General features: G+C 44.5%; 18 protein-coding genes and 3 pseudogenes. 12 read left to right on the top strand and 9 right to left on the bottom strand.

The window, feature by feature from the left end:
* Positions 1–392: pseudogene (locus tag QTN95_RS17785) on the bottom strand (S-type Pyocin domain-containing protein); the annotation flags it as partial.
* Between the two features lie 39 nt (positions 393–431).
* Between QTN95_RS17785 and QTN95_RS17790 the strand changes: the two are divergent.
* Positions 432–1,338, top strand: a pseudogene (locus QTN95_RS17790) (IS110 family transposase).
* A 302-nt stretch (positions 1,339–1,640) separates the two neighbouring features.
* Here the strand turns inward: QTN95_RS17790 and QTN95_RS17795 are convergent.
* Positions 1,641–1,865, bottom strand: a complete 225-nt coding sequence (locus QTN95_RS17795; protein WP_331418424.1) for a hypothetical protein — start codon at positions 1,863–1,865, stop codon at positions 1,641–1,643.
* 606 nt (positions 1,866–2,471) lie between these two features.
* On the opposite strand from QTN95_RS17795, the gene QTN95_RS17800 reads away from it, so the two are divergent.
* Positions 2,472–2,939, top strand: coding sequence for a CreA family protein (locus QTN95_RS17800; protein WP_138970640.1), 468 nt, complete (start codon positions 2,472–2,474; stop codon positions 2,937–2,939).
* A 111-nt stretch (positions 2,940–3,050) separates the two neighbouring features.
* Complete coding sequence (locus tag QTN95_RS17805; RefSeq protein WP_331418425.1) at positions 3,051–4,355, top strand: inosine/guanosine kinase; 1,305 nt, start codon at positions 3,051–3,053, stop codon at positions 4,353–4,355.
* Between the two features lie 27 nt (positions 4,356–4,382).
* On the opposite strand, the gene QTN95_RS17810 is transcribed toward QTN95_RS17805, so the two are convergent.
* Positions 4,383–5,000, bottom strand: a complete 618-nt coding sequence (locus QTN95_RS17810) for a beta-phosphoglucomutase family hydrolase (protein WP_138970642.1) — start codon at positions 4,998–5,000, stop codon at positions 4,383–4,385.
* Between the two features lie 141 nt (positions 5,001–5,141).
* Here QTN95_RS17810 and QTN95_RS17815 point away from each other — a divergent pair, with 141 nt between their 5' ends.
* Complete coding sequence (locus QTN95_RS17815; RefSeq protein ID WP_331418426.1) at positions 5,142–6,902, top strand: methyl-accepting chemotaxis protein; 1,761 nt, start codon at positions 5,142–5,144, stop codon at positions 6,900–6,902.
* Positions 6,903–6,946: 44 nt separating this feature from the next.
* On the opposite strand, the pseudogene QTN95_RS17820 reads toward QTN95_RS17815, so the two are convergent.
* Positions 6,947–7,129: pseudogene (locus QTN95_RS17820) on the bottom strand (hypothetical protein); the annotation flags it as partial.
* On the opposite strand from QTN95_RS17820, the gene QTN95_RS17825 reads away from it, so the two are divergent.
* Entirely contained in the window at positions 7,104–7,367 is a 264-nt protein-coding gene (locus QTN95_RS17825) for a hypothetical protein (RefSeq protein ID WP_331418427.1), read from the top strand. The pseudogene QTN95_RS17820 and the gene QTN95_RS17825 sit on opposite strands and share 26 nt — an antisense overlap.
* Before the next feature lie 11 nt (positions 7,368–7,378).
* Here the strand turns inward: QTN95_RS17825 and QTN95_RS17830 are convergent, their stop codons facing one another.
* Positions 7,379–7,939, bottom strand: coding sequence for a GNAT family N-acetyltransferase (locus tag QTN95_RS17830; protein WP_331418428.1), 561 nt, complete (start codon positions 7,937–7,939; stop codon positions 7,379–7,381).
* 261 nt (positions 7,940–8,200) lie between these two features.
* On the opposite strand from QTN95_RS17830, the gene QTN95_RS17835 reads away from it, so the two are divergent.
* Entirely contained in the window at positions 8,201–9,328 is a 1,128-nt protein-coding gene (locus QTN95_RS17835) for an acyl-CoA desaturase (protein WP_331418429.1), read from the top strand.
* Positions 9,329–9,365: 37 nt separating this feature from the next.
* Here QTN95_RS17835 and QTN95_RS17840 read toward each other — a convergent pair whose 3' ends face one another.
* Together QTN95_RS17840 and QTN95_RS17845 are read right to left on the bottom strand one after the other, a co-directional pair.
* Positions 9,366–10,625, bottom strand: a complete 1,260-nt coding sequence (locus tag QTN95_RS17840) for a DEAD/DEAH box helicase (protein WP_331418431.1) — start codon at positions 10,623–10,625, stop codon at positions 9,366–9,368.
* A 35-nt stretch (positions 10,626–10,660) separates the two neighbouring features.
* The gene (locus QTN95_RS17845; RefSeq protein WP_331418438.1) at positions 10,661–10,924 is read right to left on the bottom strand and encodes an ACP phosphodiesterase; all 264 of its coding nucleotides are present in this window, start codon (positions 10,922–10,924) and stop codon (positions 10,661–10,663) included.
* 594 nt (positions 10,925–11,518) lie between these two features.
* Between QTN95_RS17845 and QTN95_RS17850 the strand changes: the two genes are divergently transcribed.
* Both QTN95_RS17850 and msrB read left to right on the top strand, forming a co-directional pair.
* Entirely contained in the window at positions 11,519–12,721 is a 1,203-nt protein-coding gene (locus tag QTN95_RS17850) for an aromatic amino acid transport family protein (RefSeq protein ID WP_331418432.1), read from the top strand.
* 147 nt (positions 12,722–12,868) lie between these two features.
* A complete protein-coding gene (gene msrB / locus QTN95_RS17855) occupies positions 12,869–14,005 on the top strand; it encodes a peptide-methionine (R)-S-oxide reductase MsrB (RefSeq protein WP_331418433.1) in 1,137 nt (378 codons plus the stop codon).
* Positions 14,006–14,074: 69 nt separating this feature from the next.
* Here the strand turns inward: msrB and dbpA are convergent, their stop codons facing one another.
* Both dbpA and folE read right to left on the bottom strand, forming a co-directional pair.
* Positions 14,075–15,451, bottom strand: coding sequence for an ATP-dependent RNA helicase DbpA (gene dbpA, locus QTN95_RS17860; RefSeq protein ID WP_138970652.1), 1,377 nt, complete (start codon positions 15,449–15,451; stop codon positions 14,075–14,077).
* Between the two features lie 110 nt (positions 15,452–15,561).
* Entirely contained in the window at positions 15,562–16,215 is a 654-nt protein-coding gene (folE, locus tag QTN95_RS17865) for a GTP cyclohydrolase I FolE (protein ID WP_331418434.1), read from the bottom strand.
* A 161-nt stretch (positions 16,216–16,376) separates the two neighbouring features.
* On the opposite strand from folE, the gene moeA reads away from it, so the two are divergent.
* From moeA to QTN95_RS17885, 4 genes are read left to right on the top strand one after another with little or no spacing between them, the layout of a single operon-like run.
* The gene (gene moeA, locus QTN95_RS17870) at positions 16,377–17,612 is read left to right on the top strand and encodes a molybdopterin molybdotransferase MoeA (RefSeq protein WP_331418435.1); all 1,236 of its coding nucleotides are present in this window, start codon (positions 16,377–16,379) and stop codon (positions 17,610–17,612) included.
* A gap of 9 nt (positions 17,613–17,621) precedes the next feature.
* Positions 17,622–18,371: a molybdopterin-synthase adenylyltransferase MoeB gene (moeB, locus tag QTN95_RS17875; RefSeq protein ID WP_331418436.1), complete on the top strand. Its 750-nt coding sequence runs from the start codon at positions 17,622–17,624 to the stop codon at positions 18,369–18,371.
* 27 nt (positions 18,372–18,398) lie between these two features.
* On the top strand, positions 18,399–18,710 hold the full coding sequence (locus QTN95_RS17880) for a hypothetical protein (protein ID WP_138970655.1): 312 nt from the start codon (positions 18,399–18,401) through the stop codon (positions 18,708–18,710).
* Positions 18,711–18,722: 12 nt separating this feature from the next.
* Positions 18,723–19,562 (top strand): sulfurtransferase, encoded by an 840-nt coding sequence (locus QTN95_RS17885; RefSeq protein ID WP_331418437.1) that lies wholly within the window; start codon positions 18,723–18,725, stop codon positions 19,560–19,562.
* The last annotated feature ends 193 nt before the right edge of the window (positions 19,563–19,755 follow it).

Here is a 19,755-nt window from a genome sequence, read left to right on the forward strand (position 1 = left end):
AGTTTCCACAACACCAATATCGCGTTTTGGTTCTGGTTATAGCCTCTTTCGGGATCAAGGCGGTGATGCATTGAGTGAGTGGCATAAAAGCCCCAGTTTTTATCACCGAGAATACGGTACTCTTGGATCAGTTTGCCGTTATGAAAGTGGTAGTAAAAACCGTGAGTGGGAAAGCCTAGCCGCTCGCCGAGCTGCACAGCGGGAAAAACGGGAATAAAGCCCTCTTGCGCTACGCCACTGCCTATCGGTCGGACTTTTACTGGCTGACGAGGCGAGAGACCTAACGACTTTGATGCCACTTCTCCGACCAATTTTTTAGGCTCATCAAACGCTGTGAATAGGGTGTAGCGTGATGAGATGGTCACCTCTATCTCGGCATCGCAATGTGCCATGATTAACTTTTGACAGAATCAAGGATAAAGGTGACCAACATGAAATATAGGCTTATTAGTATCGATTTAGCAAAAAATGTGTTTCAGATTGCTGTATTCGACCGACGCAATTGAAAAGCTTGGGCATACGGTGAAGCTCGTACCTGCTCGAATGGTTAAAGCGATGCTAGTGGGGAACAAAAACGATGCTAATGATGCGATTGCCATTGCTGAGGCATCTCAACGGCCTAAAATCCATTTTGTTGCAGTTAAAACGATTGAGCAACAAGATATTCAGTCGTTACAAAGAATACGGAGTCAATTCGTTAAACAACGAACGGCCACTGTGAATCAGCTTCGAGGACTTCTGGCGGAATACGGTGTCGTCACTGAACCCAGCAGCGCCTGTTTAATAGGGTCAATCCCGACGATTCTGGAAGACCCCAACAATGAACTCTCCCATGTAACTCGTTCATTCGTTTTAAAGCTCTGGGAGCACTACAAGCAGCTTAGTGAAGAGATTGATTCGCTGACACAGCAACTGATTATTTGTGCCCGTAAACACAAGGATTACGAGCTATTATCGAGCGTCCCTGGCGTAGGACCTCTTGTCGCGTCAGGCATCATTGGTTCTATAAACAGCGTTGGTGAGTTCAAAAATGGTCGGCAACTGTCCGCGTGGTTAGGGTTGACGCCGTCTCAATACAGCAGTGGTGACAAAAACTATCTTGGAAAAATCACCAAACGCGGAAACCGAGATTTAAGGAAGCTACTCATTCAGGGGGCAAGAGCAGTGATAAACTGGTGTGAGCGAAAATCGGACCCACTCAGTCTGTGGCTACAGACATTAAAACCCAAGATGCATGTCTGCAAATTGGTCGTTGCTCTCGCGAATAAGCTGGCACGGATTATTTGGGCCGTGTTGGTAAAAAGAGCGCCTTATAATCCTCATTTGGCGTGTGCCTGATAAAGAGAACCATCTGTAAAAGAGCGGTAATACACTGATGTAAAACGGTTTGTCTTATTCAAAACCTGTTAGGGACAGCGGCTATTGAAAAGCCATGCGTGTGTAGAGGAGGATAAGACGTCAATTTGGAACTCATTAGGGCGCAGCAAACTAAACGTTGCTATAACGACGCCGGATATATGTCGCAAGACCGTCGACCATCAATGTTAATCTCCGTTAAGGGTGCCTATGAAATAGCTTAAAGAAAAGACCGACATTAATTTCAATCAGGCCTTGCGAACAGCGAGGTGACCATATATGTCCTACTCGTATTTTTCCTTTGGCGGCGCATCGGGATTATGAGTACGAACCGGCTCAGGGACGTATGGGGGCATGGGAAGTGGCGGATGTAGGCTTGTACTTTGAGTGGTGCTTGATGCACTCCCACTCCCGCTCATCTGTGTGCGAGTTAATAGTGCCTTTTGTGCCAATGGGTCGAGGTTGTCGCGAACATGGGGATTTAACTCCCAATCTGAATGATAAGCCATCGCTCTCTTTTATCAACAGCGGAACTCGCGGAGAATCATTGAGTAGCAGCAAATGGCCTTGCTTTAATTGCTCAACAAATCGGTCATATCCCATGCCAGATGGGGTTACCTCTTTGAGTTCACTTTCAGACAATGAGTCAAAATCCCCTTCCACTTGCTGAAATTCGTGCGCCATCAAATGGATAAGTTCAACGGTCTTATACCCCACAGCATGCCCTATTGAGTTGTTTATGAGTGACTCAAAGGTTACCTAGCTTGTGCTTTTATATCTATAGTTTGGATATGAAATCAATTGAATAGATATCACATATGTCGCAATTAAACTTTCTTTGTATCAATACTTTATAAAAAATGACACGTACACTGCTCGGTTAATCTGTTTAGCATCGGGTTGGGAGTGAGGAATAGAAAATCTCATCACAATATTGAAACCAGATGCTTAATAAGTAACCTGTATCAGTTTTGCGCCAAATACAAACTATGAGCCAAATTTTGATTGGATTTATCCAAGCATTCGGTTTTAAAAGGCGCTATTGTGGGAAAATGAACTTGCACCAAATGATACGTGTTACACTATTGAAAACCGCGAATAACAAGGATTTACGAATGAAGAAAATGCTTTTAAGTGCATTGATGGCCACCGCCTTGGTCGGGTGTTCTGATAACGAAGTTGGCGATGTGGGTCTTGGATGGTTCACGATGAAAGACATCAAGCTAAATCACATGCAAGATCCAATTGTGACTGGCGTAACATGTCATGTCGCTTCAATTGAAGCCGACTTTAGCCTAGCCGATCCAAGTGACAGCTCTATATCTTGTCGTCAGACTGGCGAAATTACCCCAGAGATGATTGCCAATATCGACAAGTCTAAAGATGGTGAAGTGGTATTTAAAAAGTCAAAAAGTATCTTCTTCAAAAGCATGAAAATCCGCCGAATCCTAGATGTAGAGAATCAGACATTGATGTACCTCTCTTATTCTACTAAAGAAACGTCAGGCAGTTTCAAGCACAGCCTCTCTACGGTACCGCTATGGGGAACCAAAGCGTACGGTGCGTACAAACCAGCGGAATAGTTCAATTAAGTGCCAAACAGTAGTGTTTGGCACTTTTTTATGTAATAAATATGAAAGCAATCTTTCATATGTGTGATATTATCCGGGAAAATTTCCAACTCCACTTTGAACATGAAGTTTCCCGGACAGCGCAAATCTAAGCACTACTTTCCTACTCACGCTCGCGATCCACTCGTCAATCAGATGAAGCAAACCCCTAAGCTTTATCGACCGATTGTGGTTGGCGTAGGTCAAACAATTGTTGACATAGAAGCTCGTGTCGATGACGAATTCCTAGCAAAATATGGTTTGAGTAAAGGACACTCGCTCGTTTTAGAGGAGAGTCAGGCAGACGCACTGTACGATGAACTAGTTAAACGCGAGTTGATCACTCATCAATATCCTGGCGATACGATTGGCAATACTCTGCACAACTACTCTGTACTGGCTGACAGTAAATCGGTACTACTAGGTGTAATGTCACGAAACATCGAAGTCGGCTCATTCGCATATCGTTATTTATGCCGCACATCGTCACGAATGAACCTAAACCACTTGCAGATGGTTGAAGGCTCAATCGGACGCTGCTACACGCTTATTTCGGACAACGGTGAACGTACCTTCGCGATTAATGAAGGTCATATGAACCAATTGCGCCCAGAAAGCATCCCAGAAGAGGTATTTGATAAAGCGTCTGCGCTTGTTGTTTCTTCCTATTTAATGCGTGGAAAACCTGAAGACCCAATGCCGCAAGCCGTTGCTCGTGCTATCGAAATTGCGAAATCTAAGAACGTACCTGTTGTACTGACTCTTGGAACCAAGTGGGTTATCGAAGGTAATGCAAAGTGGTGGCAAGACTACATTAAAGAGAACATCTCTATTGTTGCGATGAATGAAGAAGAAGGCGAAGCTCTAACCGGTGAGAAAGATCCTCTTTTAGCCGCAGACAAGGCACTTGAGTGGGTTGATGTTGTACTATGCACAGCTGGTCCGGTTGGCCTCTACATGGCAGGTTACACTGAAGATTCAGCCAAACGCGAAACTGAACTACCGCTACTGCCAGGTAATATCCCTGAGTTCAACAAATATGAATTTAGCCGAGCTATGCGTAAGTCAGATTGTGGTACACCCGTAAAAGTGTATTCCCATATTGGTCCTTACCTAGGCGGCCCGCTTGAAATCAAGAACACAAATGGTGCTGGTGATGCTGCGCTGTCGGCCTTACTCCATGATATGGCTGCAAACAGTCACCATAAGACTAACGTTCCAAATTCTTCGAAGCATGACCAAGCATACCTGACTTATTCTTCGCTATCGCAGATTTGTAAGTATGCTAACCGTGTTAGCTATGAAGTATTAACCCAGCACTCTCCTCGCCTAGCGCGTGCGCTTCCTGAACGTGAAGACAGTTTAGAAGAAGCATACTGGGATCGTTAATGATACGTTAACCAAAGAAAGGGCCGCTTAACGCGGCTCTTTTTCGTTCAAATATGGGTAGAAGACTAACTGCCCTTCTTCGACCATCATGCAATCCATTTTGGCTGCATGTGCCGCCTGTAGCCCTAGCTGGGTGTCTTCAAATACGATACATGCACCAGCTTGAACCTTCATATCATCCGCGGCCTTTAAGAAGGTATCAGGATTGGGTTTATGGTTATCAACATCCGTTGCCGTCACAATGACGTCAAGCAATTCAATCAGTTGTGCCTGCTTTAGCAGTCGTAAAGCGCTATCACGTTGGCTGCCAGTACCAACCGCCAGTTTCTTACGTTGATAGAATTGATGTAGTAGATCTACAGTACAAGCGATAGGCTTACCAACTTCCTGTAGTTCGGCAAAAGCCCCCATTTTGTAACGCGAGACTTCCATCGGTTCTAGCGACATACTGTGCTTTCTATTTATTTCTGCCGCAATTTTATAGCTTGGCATTCCACCTAAGCTGTGTAACCACTCTTGGCTAAACGGAAAGCCGAAATGGGCGGCTGTCTGCTGCCATGCTTTTAAATGGCCAGGCATGGTATCCAACAATGTGCCATCCATGTCGAATATAAACGCTTGATATTTTTCTAAAATTTCTAACATGGTTGTCCTACTGCCCTATTAACATAGTTTTACCGTATATCCTCACGCTAAGGTAGTGATGGCATTGATATATTTATAAATACCAACTAACATCAGATCAAATACCTATAACTAAATATATTAACGGACTAAGGTAATCTTATGAATATTAAAAACAAACTATATTCATTAGGTGTTGTAGCCATACTTGGTGTCGTGTCTGTTCTTTTTGCAACAAGCCATTTCGCCCAAACCACGGCTCAGCTGAATCAGGCTAGCTTACTCGTATCAAACCTAGAAATACGCTTACTCAATTTACGCCGGAATGAGAAAGATTTCCTACTCCGTAAAGATGATAAATATCTAACCTCATTCAACAACAACATGTCGATTTTCCTCAATTTAGAGACTGAACTTGCCACGATTCTTGAGCAAAGGGCGCTGCCAGATAGCCACCAGCTCAAGCAAGATATCCTTTCTTATCAGAAGGGGTTCAACAACCTCGTTGCGGCATATCAGAAACTCGGCCTTAAACCTGAACAAAACCTTCTTGGTCGCTATAACACAGAGTTAGCAGCAATTAAAACCTCACTTTCAAGTGATGAATTATTGAATTTGTTTGAGTTCAACACACAAGTGTCGTCCGGTGTTTTCGCAGATCAACTGCTACCGTCAAATGCAGCATCGCTAGCTTCAGCAGCGCAAGCTGTCATTGAACAGAGTAAAATTGTTGGGCTCAAGTACAATGAGGGATTGCTCGGCGACACACGTAACCTTTCACACACAGTAGAAGAACAGTTCAAAAAGTTTTCTGCCGCGCTGGAATCAGAAACACAAGCAACGGTCGAACAACTTGCTTTTCTTAAACAAGCGGTGACCGCTGTCGTTGTGCTGACTATCTTTGGTTTCATTTTTCAAATTTGTCGCTCGATTAATCAACAAGTGTCGTTACTGCTTTCAGCGATTCAAAAAATCGCTCGATCTAATAACGTCTCACTGCGCGCCAATCTCGCTGGCAAAGATGAACTGTCTGAGGTTGGAACTTATTTTAATCAATTGCTCGATAAGTTTGAGCACCTGATTGCTGGGACGCAGGCTAAATCATCTGAGCTGTCACAAAGCACCTCCAACATGCATAATGCGCTACAAAATGTAATTGAACAGTTCCATGTTCAAGCGGATCATACCACCACTATGGCAACAGCCGTTCAAGAAATGGTATCGACTATCAATGAGATATCAGAAAGTACATCTATTGCGGTGGAAGGTGTGCAACAGGCCTCTGTCAATGCACAAAGCGGTCGTAAAGTCGTCGAGACGACCGTCAGCAACATAGATCAACTCACTACCATTCTCGGCAGTAGCCAAGCATCAATTGGCTCACTAAATAACCACGTCGATAAAATTGGTGACGCCGTAAACATCATCCAAGAAATAGCCGAACAAACCAACTTGCTGGCGCTCAATGCAGCAATCGAGGCAGCGCGTGCTGGTGAACAAGGGCGAGGTTTTGCGGTAGTGGCTGATGAGGTTCGTGCTCTTGCTAGCCGAACTCATCAATCAACCGAGGAGATCACTAAAGTTGTGACTGCCATTCAGAATCAAATGTCTGAAGTAGTGACCAATATTGACCAATGTAATGATCAGGGTTCGCAAACTCTCGAAGCATCACAGACACTGGATAGTAGCCTTACTCAAATTATCGATGATATGACCAATATTCAGGCAAATTCTGAACGTATTGCCTCTGCGATTGAAGAACAAGGCATAGTAATGAACCAGGTTAGTGAGTCTATCACAGAGCTCAATTCGATATCTGAAGGGAATATGCAGTCAGCTCAGCAATGTTTAACAGAAGTGGACAGAGTCTCCGTTCAAGCTACTGACATGGATAGTGCGGTTGCTGAATTCAAAACGTCTTAAGTCATCACTCAAGCAAAAAAAAACTCTAGAGAGGGGATTTTTTATTACTCATCGTCAAGTGGTATCAACTTGGTACTTCCACCATGGATTTTCTCGCGCTTACGCTGCACCAGTGCATAGAAGCCAGGTATTAGGAAGGTACCCGCTAGTAGTACACAAAGCAGCCCCCCTATCAAAGAGATACCCAGTGAGTTTTGGCTAATGTGTCCTGCCCCAGAAGCGAAGATCGCTTGGTTACCCGCCAGTACTTCTTGTATTGAACTGGCTCAGCGACAACAAGCTGTGTCGGTAATTGATTCTGTCCTTGAGGGTTTTCGCCGCATCCTACGAGAAAAAAGTGCGCTAGCAAGCGCAGTACAGGTAAAGGTTTTTTTCATGAATAGACCGCTAGATAGATATAAATGGGCTTGCCTAAAAATACCTAACGGTCAATCGAGCTTTGTCCGAACAATATCCGGACAATAAGCTTAAGTGTATCAAACTGTTACAAGTTCTAACTTTGTGTGTAGTTCCGCAAGACGCTGTAATTCTGCGCCCGATTCCCAGCGATAAACCAACTCAGGTACTTGGTGACCACAAGGGGCGTTCCAAAGCCTTTCCAAGCTGTTGGTTCCACCCAAATGCTGGTAAAACTCTACCGCTTGATGATTCTCTTTCATCACTTCCAAATACACACCACTGTCTGGAAAATACTGAGTAATCCACTTGGAGACTTCAGCCAGCAGTGTAACCCCTAATCCCCTGCCGCGGTAATTGGGATCGATATGCAGGGAGTCGATAATCGTACCTTTTTCGAAATCATGATTGCCAAATGCACAGACAAAACCACACAACAGGCCACCTTCTTCGAACAGAAGAACACATTGATTAAAAGGAGGGTTAATGAGGCGGGTCTGCCAAATCGCGAGGCGTTCATCTAGCACTTCGTTATCAAGAAACTCTTGCCCAAGAATGCCTTGATAATATTGTTTCCAACTTTGCGCGTGCAAGGTAGCAATACGCTCATAGTCACTATATTCAGCTACTTTTAATTCCATTTATAGTTCCTTATTACTTCCTGTAAGGATTGAGTGCCCCTTCATACTATAAAACATTTAACAAAAAGCCAAACATTCTGGGAAATGGCATCATTTGTGTTGGTTATTCTGCAACCCAGTTCAAAACCACGGCGAAAAATTTGCTTACCAATTATTTTGACAAAATCACGTGCGCTAACCGACATACTGAGCCATCGAATTTGACTTACAACTGTACGCTGATATTCTGGCGAACAACTGTTAGCTCAAAGGAAAAGCTCGATGTCTGGTTCTAACAAACCACCACTGATTTGGTTAAACATATTTATTTTCTTGTCATCCTTTATAGTCGCTTTGGTGATTGTTCCTTGGTACGGCTTAACGGCCAGTTACGGCCTTGAACACCTCGTCTGGTTCGTTATTGCCTTTTCATTTTGTAATCTTTCGATTACTGCTGGCTACCACAGGCTATGGTCGCATAAGACCTATGAAGCGCACTGGTCATTACGCGTACTCTTTGCCCTTGGTGGCGCGTTTGCGCTACAAAACAGTGCTCTGCACTGGAGTTCCGACCATAGAATTCACCACAAACATGTCGATAATAACGATAAAGATCCTTACTCGGCTAAACGTGGCTTTTGGTTTTCTCATATTGGTTGGATGTTGCGTGAGTATAATGCCAATACCTATTCCGATTATGGCAATTGCCGAGATTTACAGCGTGATAAAATCGTCATGTGGCAACATAAATACTATGTGCCTGTTGCGATTCTAACTAACTTCGGTATTCCACTATTACTTGGCGTTGTTTATGGTGATATCTTTGGCATGTTGCTTGTGGTTGGAGTATTACGTCTAGTACTTAGTCATCACTCAACATTCTTCATTAATTCGCTCGCCCATATTTGGGGCTCACAACCATATACCGATAAAAATACGGCTCGTGACAACGCCGTACTTGCCGTGTTCACCTTTGGCGAGGGATACCACAACTACCATCACATCTTCGAGAACGATTATCGTAATGGCATCTATTGGTGGCAGTACGACCCGACTAAGTGGTTGATTAAGTCCTGCTCATGGTTAGGTTTGACCAATAAATTGCGAGTTACGCCGAAAATTAAAATTGAAAAAGCCATCGCAAAGCAAGCGCTCGCCAAGGCGTCTAAAAATGTTAGTAAACTGCCAAACGCATCAATGCTTAACGAAGTGTTAAACAAAGAGTTTGAGGCGTTAATGTCGAGAATGGCAGACTATTACGATGTAAAAAAACAGGTCATTGAGGCAAAGAAAACCGATTTGGCAAAGAAATATGAAAAGTCATTGCTCAAACTGCGTTATCAGCAAATGAAGCAAGAACTTGCCGCACAGCGCAAGAGCTGGAATAGCCTAGTCGCACAATACGCCTAATTAAAAGGCTCACGCCGTTACAACGTGAGCCTTAAAATTATTTCTTTTTACCGCGATTAGCGTGAATCTTCAGCTTCGCTTTCATCTTGCGCTTATCTGAGTTTCGACCTTTACGGTGTGGCACTTTATCTGGTTCAATATCTTCAATCAAACTCGGCTCAAAGCCCTGTAGCCACTCTTGAGGCAACTTGGCATCCAATAGGCGCTCAATCGCGTGAAGTAAGTACTCTTCATCACGGCTCATTAACGAAACAGCGAAACCTTCCTTTCCTGCACGGCCCGTACGACCGATTCGGTGAACGTAATCTTCGGCTTTGTATGGCATATCAAAGTTAACCACTTGCTCAAGCTCATGAATATCGAGCCCCCTTGCCGCCACGTCAGTCGCAATCAGAGCACGAATTTGACCTGATTTAAAATCATCAAGTGCTTTTTGCCTCGCGCCTTGACTCTTGTCACCATTAATTGAAGCCGCTTTGATTCCATCGAGCTTAAGCTCTTTCGCTAAAGCATCACTACCCTGTTTTGTCTTAGTAAAAACCAAAACTTGCTGCCAATTTCTAGAGCCTATCAAATACGCTAGAAGCTCTGCTTTACGCTTCTTATCGACTGGATAAACCATCTGTTTAACCGTCTCTGCGGTACTGTTTGATGGAGAGACCTGTACTTCTACAGGTTCATTAAGCATTAGATAGGCGGTGGTTTTAATTCTCTGATCAAAAGTCGCAGAGAAGAACAGAGTCTGTCGATTTGCATTGCAGCGTTGAAGAATACGCTTAATATCAGGCATAAACCCCATGTCCAGCATTCGATCCGCTTCATCGAGGACTAAATATTCTGTCTTATTGAGGTTAATATTTTTGCAGTACATGTGGTCGATAAGGCGACCAGGTGTTGCGATCAGAATGTCACATCCTTGCATAAGATTTCTGGTTTGGACATTCATACTTGTGCCTCCATAGACAGCGACCACTTTGATATCTGTCTTGGATGCATACTGAGTAAGATTGTCGAACACCTGTTGAGCAAGTTCGCGCGTAGGAACCAGAACCAATGCGCGAACATCGTTGCTCTGCGGATCACGCTTGGTATTCGAATCAATTAATCTTTGCAGTATAGGCAGACCAAATGCAGCGGTTTTGCCCGTGCCAGTTTGAGCACCCGCTAAGACGTCTTTTCCTTCAATAACATGAGGAATAGCCTGAATTTGTATTTCTGTAGGTTGTTCAAAGCCTAGTGTATCTAGCGTAGATAAAAGCGTAGAGCCCAATCCAAGAGCTTCAAATTGTATCGACATGCGGGTTACCTATAATTGCAAGGCGGACGATTCTATCAGAAACTTTTGCTGGCAGTTAGTATCTGTGGATAGAGCTGAGCAAATAACTCATCCAGTTGATGATAATTCTGTCGTAGATAGGGAATGCACTCCACCAGCGTGACCATTCTTGGTGAACGATGTGACATTCGCTGTAATGCGAACTCGATATTTTCGATGTGCTGATAGGACTGTAACCAACGCCCCTCACTCATAGCATGTGTGACGGTGACAAACCGATCCGGAACAACATCTCGCATCTCTTCACTCATGACTTGCATCAGCGAGTGAGTGCAGAATCGTCGCCCGATTACGTTGATACCCTTATGAAAGCACAAAGCCAGCGCGATTGCACTGGCTCTTTCGGGTTGCTACCTAAGTAGACTTATCGTCACTGAAGAATCGTTATTTGAAAATCTCTTCGGCGAGCTCTTCAATTGACTGCTCGTAGTCCGAGAGTTCAAAGCCAATTTCCATGGCATCTAACAGCTCAAGGCATTCTTCATTGATTGTTTGGTCACTCATTCTGACCTCCTTTATAAAAACACTTATCAAGACCTACGTTTTTCAAGTCTCAGCCTGAATATACGGGTTCTCGGTTCCTTTTTAAACCACTTATATGACAGTTTTTTGAAAGGCGAAAGTAAATTCTGACTATGATTTGCTCTTTATCCCAACGCAATCGATTACCCCGACAACCACCCCATGCATGTAAACATAGCATTACACTGATGGTAATTTATTTGTACAAAACACTTGTCTTTATCAAAGATCTTTTTCAAAATGGTCACATTGTCAGTCTTAATGACTAGATATTACACAACAGTTAGTCATAACCTCTTCTAAAGTCAGGTAAACGTAAAGAAATATATACAATGAACAAATCAAAGGTATTGGGTAGTACTTTGATCATTGCTGGAACCACCATTGGTGCTGGTATGCTTGCGCTACCACTCGCTTCTGCGGGTATAGGCTTCACCACTTCACTTATCATTATGATCGCTCTATGGGCATTAATGGCGTATACCGCTTTGCTGATGATTGAAGTACATCAACATGCAGACCAAGATGCGACCTTACACACCCTGGCCAATCAATTTCTAGGCATCAAGGGGAAATGGGTAGCAAGCTTTGCGATGATGTTTCTATTCTATGCACTTTGCGCAGCTTACATTGCTGGTGGTGGCGCACAGTTTGCGGAGCGTATTGCGACTTTCTCTGGTGTTGAAATTTCACCAACAACATCGACTGTGTTGTTTACCCTATTAGTCGCCGCAGTGGTAACGATTGGCACTGCGACAGTGGATAAAGTTAACCGAGTACTATTTTCAATTAAGATCATTGCGATGGTAATGGTGCTTACTTTCTTAGCACCGAATGTCACTGAATCTTATTTACTAAGTATGCCTGTAGAACAAGGTCTAGTGATCGCTGCTATTCCGGTGATTTTCACTTCTTTTGGTTTCCACGGCAGCATCCCTGCGATTGTTAACTACTTAGATGGCCATACGCCTTCACTGCGCAAAGCCATTTTGATCGGTTCTGCGATTCCGTTGGTGATCTACGTTTTCTGGCAAGTCGTCACACTGGGCGTCGTCAATCAGTCTCAACTACTCGAAAATCAGGGACTGAGTTCACTTATCTCGACACTGGCCACCACTGTTCATCGCTCTAATCTGGCTCAAACTATCGGTATCTTCGCTGATTTGGCACTGCTGACTTCATTTCTTGGGGTGAGTCTCGGGTTGTTCGAATTCCTAGGCGACAAGATCAATAAAAGTGGTAACGGTGGTTCACGCGTATTGGTCGGATTGGTGACATTTCTACCACCAATGGGCTTCGCCTTGTTCTACCCTCAGGGCTTTATTGCTGCGCTAGGGTATGCCGCCATTGCACTGGTTGTACTGGCCATCTTTTTGCCCATTTTGATGGTCAAAAAAGCTCGTCAACAGACCTCGACACAAAGCTATCAAGTACTTGGTGGTAATGTAGGCCTAATCGTAACCAGTTGTGTTGGGGTGGTTATCGTCACAGCTCAGGTACTGATCACCGCAGGTGTATTACCAAGCTTGGGTTAGTGGCAGATTCTAAGTAAAAACGGCGCGATAACTCGCGCCGTTTTTGATCCTTCCTTAGAACAAACCAATATAATTACTTAATTGTGTAATTTTCTCATTGATAGCCCGTTCTATTCTCAAGTAGTGATAACCATTTACGAGGTTAATATGAAAGTGAAGTTTAAGTTTATCCTCTCCGCTGTTGCATGTGTGGCCGTGCTCACCTCTTTTTTCGGCGCAGCAGATAGCAATATGTCTGGCACGAAAACTTTAAACGATTATGACGTAGCGACGTTGGCTGGAGGCTGTTTTTGGTGTACTGAATCCGATTTAGAAAAACTGCCTGGCGTTATCGATGCGATTTCTGGCTATGCTGGTGGTGATATTGAGAATCCAACTTACAAACAAGTTTCGTCCGGTAAGACTGGGCACCTTGAAGTCATCAGCATTAAATACGATCCTAAAACGGTCACTTATGAGCAAGTTCTCGACCAGTTTTTTCGTCATATAGACCCAACGGATGATCAAGGCTCCTTTGTCGATAGAGGTCGCCACTATCGCCCTGCTGTTTTTTATCATACCCAAGAACAGAAGAAGATTGCCGAAAACTTTATCGCGCAAATTGATGCGTTAGGTATTTTCAAGAAACCATTGAAAACCGAGTTGATCGAATTCAAAGCGTTCTGGCCGGCTGAAGATTACCACCAAGATTATTACAAGCGTAATAAAATTCGCTACAACTACTACCGTTACGCATCTGGTCGCGATCAGTATTTAGATGAGATTTTTGGCGAAGATCGTCAGGACAATCCTGTAACGCTGCGCGCGCTTATTGACGATAAAATAAGTGCTGAAATTGTTAAACCATATGCCAAACCATCGCAGTCTGCGATTAAGAACAAGCTTACTGAGCTTCAGTACTACGTCACTCAACAAGAAGGGACAGAACGCGCATTCAGCAATGAATACTGGGATAACAAAGAGGCTGGGATTTATGTCGATATTGTTTCTGGAGAGCCTCTTTTCTCATCAACTGACAAGTATAAATCAGGCACAGGCTGGCCAAGTTTTACTAAGCCGATAAATCAAGGTTACATTGTCACAAAAACCGACTACCACCTTCTCTATCCCCGAACGGAAGTTCGCAGCCGATTTGCGGACTCCCATTTAGGGCACGTGTTTAAAGATGGTCCAGCGCCGACAGGCCTGCGCTACTGCATGAACTCCGCAGCAATGAGGTTTATTCCGTTAGCAGATTTGGAAAAAGAGGGGTACGGCGACTATCTCTACCTGTTCGACAGTTAAATCCATCCAAACGTCGTTAGCAAAAAAGCCAACCTGAACATAGGTTGGCTTTTAGCTCACTATTAGGGCTTACTTCATCACACGAGCTTTGAAACTGCGTCCTTTCATCTTGCCTGTCGTAAGCTGTTTTAACGCAGGTTTGACGATATCATGCTCCACCGCTAGGTATGAAACCATTGCTAGGATATTAATCTTGCCGATCTTTTTACCATCTAAGCCAGCTTGCTTAGTCAAGGCTCCCAAAATGTCTCCAGCGCGCACCTTTTGTTTCTTGCCGCCTAAAATCTGAATTGTTTGCATTTTAGGGTAAAACGGTCGCTCAATTGGTTTTTCCGGTAATTTAGCTGGTGAGATAACTAAGTCCATGTACTCTTCAATACGTGCGACTCGATAGTGTTCTTTCTCGCTGTAGAAGCTAAATGCAACGCCTTTTGAGCCAGCGCGCCCCGTTCGACCGATTCGATGGACATGAACTTCAGGATCACGGGAAAGCTCAAAGTTGAAAACCGCATCAAGGTTATCAACGTCTAGTCCACGTGCTGCCACATCGGTCGCAACCAAAATAGAGATACTTTTATTGGCAAACATGGTCAACGCTTGCTCACGCTCACGCTGTTCCATATCTCCGTGCAATTCAACCACGCTGAATCCACGATGTTTCAGTTCATCCGTTACGTTTTGCACCTCTTTCTTCGTGTTACAAAACACAACCGACGACTCTGGCTTATGCGTCAGTAATAAGGCTTCCAGTGCGTCATCACGCGCTTCAGTTGTGTCTAATTGATAGAAGCGTTGCTCAATGGTTGTCGTTGCATGTGTTGACTCAACTTTGACCATTTCCGGCTTAACCATGACTTTGGCAGCCAATGACTCAATGTTGTTAGGGAAAGTTGCGCTAAACAGCAAAGTCTGACGCTCGGCTGGCGCAGCGGCAATTATCGTATCAATCGCCTCTTCAAAACCCATCTCAAGCATGCGGTCAGCTTCATCCAGCACGAGTGTATTCAACTCATCAAGGCTAATGCGTCCCTTAGACATATGATCAAGTATTCGACCAGGCGTACCAACCAAGATATGCGCACCGTGCTCAAGTGAACCGATCTGTGGCCCCATTGGTAGGCCGCCACATAAGGTTAGTACCTTAATGTTGTGAATACCACGCGCTAGGGTGCGGATCTCTTTCGCAACCTGATCAGCCAGTTCACGAGTCGGGCATAGTACTAATGTTTGCACTCGAAATCGTTTAACATTGAGGTTACTCAGCAAGCCCAATGAGAATGTTGCGGTTTTACCTGAACCTGTTTTGCCTTGACCAATCACGTCTTTACCGCTGAGTACGAGAGGTAAAGCTTGCTGTTGGATTGGCGTCATTTCTTTGTAGCCAAGGCTATCCAACGTTTCAAGCAATTCAGGCTTCAGTTCAAGGGTGTTAAATGAAGTTGTCACTGTTTTATCCTTTGAGGATTGGCTGGAAGGAGTGTTCTCCCAGCATTAAAAAATAAAAACCGCTTCGAAATGGAAGCGGTTTTGAATTCGTAAGTCCGACGCAGCTTGTCCTATCGAATTCCGTGCAGGAACTCATGGCGTGTCGCTGGATTTGACTTGAAAATGCCACCTAATGCCGTCGTTGTGGTTTCACTGGTTGCATCCATAACACCACGTGACTTAACACAGTAATGGGTTGCATCAATGGTTACTGCCACATCATCTGACTCTAGCAGGGTTTGCAATGCGACTAAGATCTGCTGTGTCATACGCTCTTGCACCTGAGGGCGCTGAGCGAAGAAACGGACGATGCGGTTAATCTTAGACAGGCCGATGATTTTTCCACGTGGAATATAAGCGACCGCCGCACGGCCATCAATTGTCACTAAGTGATGCTCACAGGTACTCGTCACTGTGATGTCTTTCACTCGAACCATTTCACTGACATTCATCTTGTTTTCGATGACAGTAATCTTGGGGAAATTTGAGTAATCTAAGCCAGAGAAAATCTCATCAACGTACATTTTTGCGATACGGTGCGGAGTCTCTTCTAAACTGTCATCAGTAAGGTCTAGCTCTAGTAGAGAGAGAATTTCACGCATATGGTGTTGAATCTTTTCTTTTTTCTCTTCTCGACTGAACGAGTTTGGCACCATCGGCGTCTCTAATCCTCGTTGCTCTAGCGCATCTTTGACCAACTTTGCGGATTCGCTAAGACCTGACATTCCACTTCCTCTTATTTACCCCTTTAGGATGGCTGACAAGGATACTCGGATTTTTGAATAATTACACCCATATTTTATTGGAGGTCATTATTGCTCTATGGCTATCTATGATAGAGTGTTGACCATTAGACTAAAAATAATAGTAAATTAGGATTTTTGATATGGGCTGCTGCGATGCACCAGGCTTAATGCCGATCGAAGAGGCGATGGATAAAATGTTATCGCCAATTGAACCTATCCAAACAACGTTACAACTTCCCTTAGCAGATGCAATCGGCTATGTGCTCGCTGAAGACATACTCTCCCCTATTTTTGTACCGCCATTTGATAACTCTGCAATGGATGGTTACGCCATTCGTATCGCGGATTTAACGAATCACAATGTCATGCCGATGGCTGGTAAGTCGTTCGCGGGTCAGCCGTTTGAAGGCGATTGGCCAATCGGTTCATGTGTTCGTATCATGACTGGTGCAAAAATTCCTGATGGCTGTGACGCGGTCATTATGCAAGAGAACACTCAAGTTACTGAGCAAGGTATTCTCTTTAATCAAACCGACGTAAAACCGCAAAACAATATTCGCCCAACTGGCGATGACATCAAGCAAGGTGATATTGTCCTAGCAAAAGGCGCTCGTTTGACTGCGCGTGATATTCCGATGATCGCAACTCTCGGCGTTAGCCAGGTTAGCGTGGTACGTAAACCGCGTGTGGCGTTTTTTTCCACTGGCGATGAGCTACGTCCTTTAGGTGAAACCTTATCCGAAGGTCAGATTTACGACAGTAACCGTTATGGTATTAAGCCTCTTATCGAAAACTTCGGTTGTGAAGCGATTGATCTCGGCATCATTCCAGACTGCCCAGAAACCCTCAAGGCAACGTTTGAACATGCGCAGACATTGGCTGACGTGGTTGTGACTTCCGGTGGTGTCAGCGTTGGTGAAGCAGATTACACCAAAGATATCTTACAAGAGTTAGGTCAAATCGGCTTTTGGAAGCTAGCAATCAAGCCGGGTAAGCCTTTTGCGTTTGGTAAGCTATCGACAGCTTGGTTCTGTGGCTTGCCGGGTAACCCTGTCTCTGCCGTGTTAACCATGTATGTTCTTGTTCAACCTCTACTAGCAAAATTGGCAGGACATACCGAATGGAAAGCACCAGAGTCAATCCCAGCAACAACACGCAGTGCTTTTAAGAAAGCGCCAGGGCGCACGGATTATCAACGTGGCATCTACTCTATTGAGAATGGTCAGTTTGTCGTAGAAACAACGGGCAACCAAAGTTCAGGTGCGTTCAGATCGATGAGTCTAGCCAACTGCTTCGTCGTGCTTGAACGAGAGCGTGGACGAGTCGAGATTGGCGAAACCGTCAACATCCAGCTATTTAACCCGACGCTTTACTAGAGGTACCACTTGGAGATCTTATCTGATCAAGAAATGCTCCGCTACAACCGTCAAATCATTCTCAAGCAGTTTGACTTTGACGGTCAAGAAGCGCTCAAGCAGAGTTCTATTCTCGTTCTTGGCGCCGGAGGACTTGGCTGTGCTTCTACTCAATATCTCGCGACGGCGGGGGTTGGTACGTTAACGCTCATCGACGACGATGTGGTTGAACTTTCTAATCTACAGCGTCAGGTTCTTCACCACGATTCAGATATCGGGGTTAAAAAAGTCGATTCGGCCGCTCAATCACTGAGAGAGCTCAATCCCAATATTACGGTTAACACCTTCGATAAGCGTCTTTCTGATCAACAGCTATCACAATTGATCGAACAGCATACTCTTGTTCTTGATGCATCGGACAACGTCGAAACACGCAACCAGTTAAACCGCCTTTGCTACGCAAATAAAACGCCCCTAGTCTCAGGTGCTGCGATCCGCATGGAGGGGCAAGTAAGCGTGTTTACTTACCAAGATGATCAACAACCTTGTTATCAATGTCTCAGCGCCTTGTTCGGCAATACAGCATTGAGTTGTGTTGAAGCTGGCGTCATGGCACCGGTTGTCGGCATTATAGGTGCGGTTCAGGCGATGGAGGCAATTAAGGTAATTTCTGGCTATGGCACGCCGAAACAAGGCAAGATCTTGATGTTAGATGCATTGACGATGTCTTGGCGTGAAATGAATTTAATGAAGATGCCAAACTGTCCTGTGTGTCACTAGAAGTAAGGTAGTGGCAGAGTGCTGACGATGAATCATCCCAAAGGCTTTATCGCTACCTTGTTGCTTGGTGCGCTGGCACTCTATGTTTTGACGTGGCTAATGCAAGATCGTCCGTCGACGGAAGTCCGAGCGGTAGTTGACTCACAAACGGTCACCCAGTCACTGGATGGCAATCGTCGTTTTTTAAATGTTACCACTGAATCTCAGCAACAACTGTTGATTCAAGTTCCAGCAAATATTGACTGTCCCCGTCTATCTCAGGTAATTATTCAGCAGCAACAAACGTTGTTGTCAGATTCCATGTCGTATCAATTGATTCGCTGCACCGCAGCACAATAAAAAGGATTTTTGATGTCACCACTCGTAACCCCCCAATGGCTCGCTCAACAGATGAGCGATAATCGCTTAGTTATCTTAGACACCAGTTTTGATTTCCAGATCCCCGGAGAAGTTGAGAAGGATAAAACGAACTTAATCCCGTGCTCACGCCGTTTTGATTACGACGCGGTATTTTGCGATCCAGACTCTAGTCTCCCGCACATGATGCCAACCGAAGAGCGTTTTAATCACTTAGCTCAGGATCTAGGTTTGAATAATGACTCTGTAATTGTTGTTTACGACAACAGTGGCACTTTTGCTTCGCCAAGAGCATGGTGGATGTTACGTGCGATGGGACATGAGCAAGTCTACATTCTCGATGGCGGTCTGACTGAATGGAAAGCGTGTGGATTTGATACGACGACACGTTATTTAACTCCAACAGCGAAAGGTAACTTTTCTGGTAAACTGAATCCAGATTACTTTGTCGACGCACAATATGTGGTTCAACAAATCAATAACGATGCGAGCCTAACCGTCGATGCCCGTTCCAAAGCACGCTTCGATAGTGAAGTAGCAGAGCCACGTCCAGGCTTACGCAGTGGTCATATCCCCAATTCAGTTTGTCAGCCTTTTGCACAGCTCATGGATCAACATAAGTTAAAGCCAGTCGAACAACTTAAACAGATTTTACAGCCGACGCTCTCAACAGATGCGGCTCAAACACTCTTTAGCTGTGGCTCTGGTGTCACCGCTTGCATTGTACTGCTTGCAGCCTATCTTTGTGGTTATCGTAATCTCGCCGTTTATGATGGCTCATGGACAGAATGGGGCGCAAACAGCGATTTGCCTATCGCCACAACTAGCAAATAACCGCTTATACATCCGTTTTGTTGAGATTATAAAAGGCAGCCTTAGCTTAACTCCGATCAGTTAAGTAAATGATCAGTTGAACGATCCTGTGGTTGGTTGAAAATACCCTCAAACATTTCATATTTGAGGGTATTTTTTATGTTGGCTCACTGGCTTATTGATGTTGATGACTTCGCTTCTCCTGATTCACTTA

It is taken from the genome of Vibrio sp. M260112 (assembly GCF_036533775.1).
Classification (GTDB): Bacteria; Pseudomonadota; Gammaproteobacteria; order Enterobacterales; family Vibrionaceae; genus Vibrio.

Coding starts and splice junctions, on each gene's coding strand:
- QTN95_RS17795 (WP_331418424.1), bottom strand. CDS start 1,865: ATGGCTTATCATTCAGATTGGGAGTTAAATCCCCATGTTCGCGACAAC.
- QTN95_RS17825 (WP_331418427.1), top strand. CDS start 7,104: ATGTGTCCTGCCCCAGAAGCGAAGATCGCTTGGTTACCCGCCAGTACT.
- msrB (WP_331418433.1), top strand. CDS start 12,869: ATGAAAGTGAAGTTTAAGTTTATCCTCTCCGCTGTTGCATGTGTGGCC.
- QTN95_RS17840 (WP_331418431.1), bottom strand. CDS start 10,625: ATGTCGATACAATTTGAAGCTCTTGGATTGGGCTCTACGCTTTTATCT.
- QTN95_RS17830 (WP_331418428.1), bottom strand. CDS start 7,939: ATGGAATTAAAAGTAGCTGAATATAGTGACTATGAGCGTATTGCTACC.
- QTN95_RS17810 (WP_138970642.1), bottom strand. CDS start 5,000: ATGTTAGAAATTTTAGAAAAATATCAAGCGTTTATATTCGACATGGAT.
- QTN95_RS17845 (WP_331418438.1), bottom strand. CDS start 10,924: ATGCAAGTCATGAGTGAAGAGATGCGAGATGTTGTTCCGGATCGGTTT.
- QTN95_RS17815 (WP_331418426.1), top strand. CDS start 5,142: ATGAATATTAAAAACAAACTATATTCATTAGGTGTTGTAGCCATACTT.
- QTN95_RS17850 (WP_331418432.1), top strand. CDS start 11,519: ATGAACAAATCAAAGGTATTGGGTAGTACTTTGATCATTGCTGGAACC.
- QTN95_RS17880 (WP_138970655.1), top strand. CDS start 18,399: ATGAATCATCCCAAAGGCTTTATCGCTACCTTGTTGCTTGGTGCGCTG.
- QTN95_RS17835 (WP_331418429.1), top strand. CDS start 8,201: ATGTCTGGTTCTAACAAACCACCACTGATTTGGTTAAACATATTTATT.
- folE (WP_331418434.1), bottom strand. CDS start 16,215: ATGTCAGGTCTTAGCGAATCCGCAAAGTTGGTCAAAGATGCGCTAGAG.
- QTN95_RS17805 (WP_331418425.1), top strand. CDS start 3,051: ATGAAGTTTCCCGGACAGCGCAAATCTAAGCACTACTTTCCTACTCAC.
- QTN95_RS17885 (WP_331418437.1), top strand. CDS start 18,723: ATGTCACCACTCGTAACCCCCCAATGGCTCGCTCAACAGATGAGCGAT.
- moeA (WP_331418435.1), top strand. CDS start 16,377: ATGGGCTGCTGCGATGCACCAGGCTTAATGCCGATCGAAGAGGCGATG.
- QTN95_RS17800 (WP_138970640.1), top strand. CDS start 2,472: ATGAAGAAAATGCTTTTAAGTGCATTGATGGCCACCGCCTTGGTCGGG.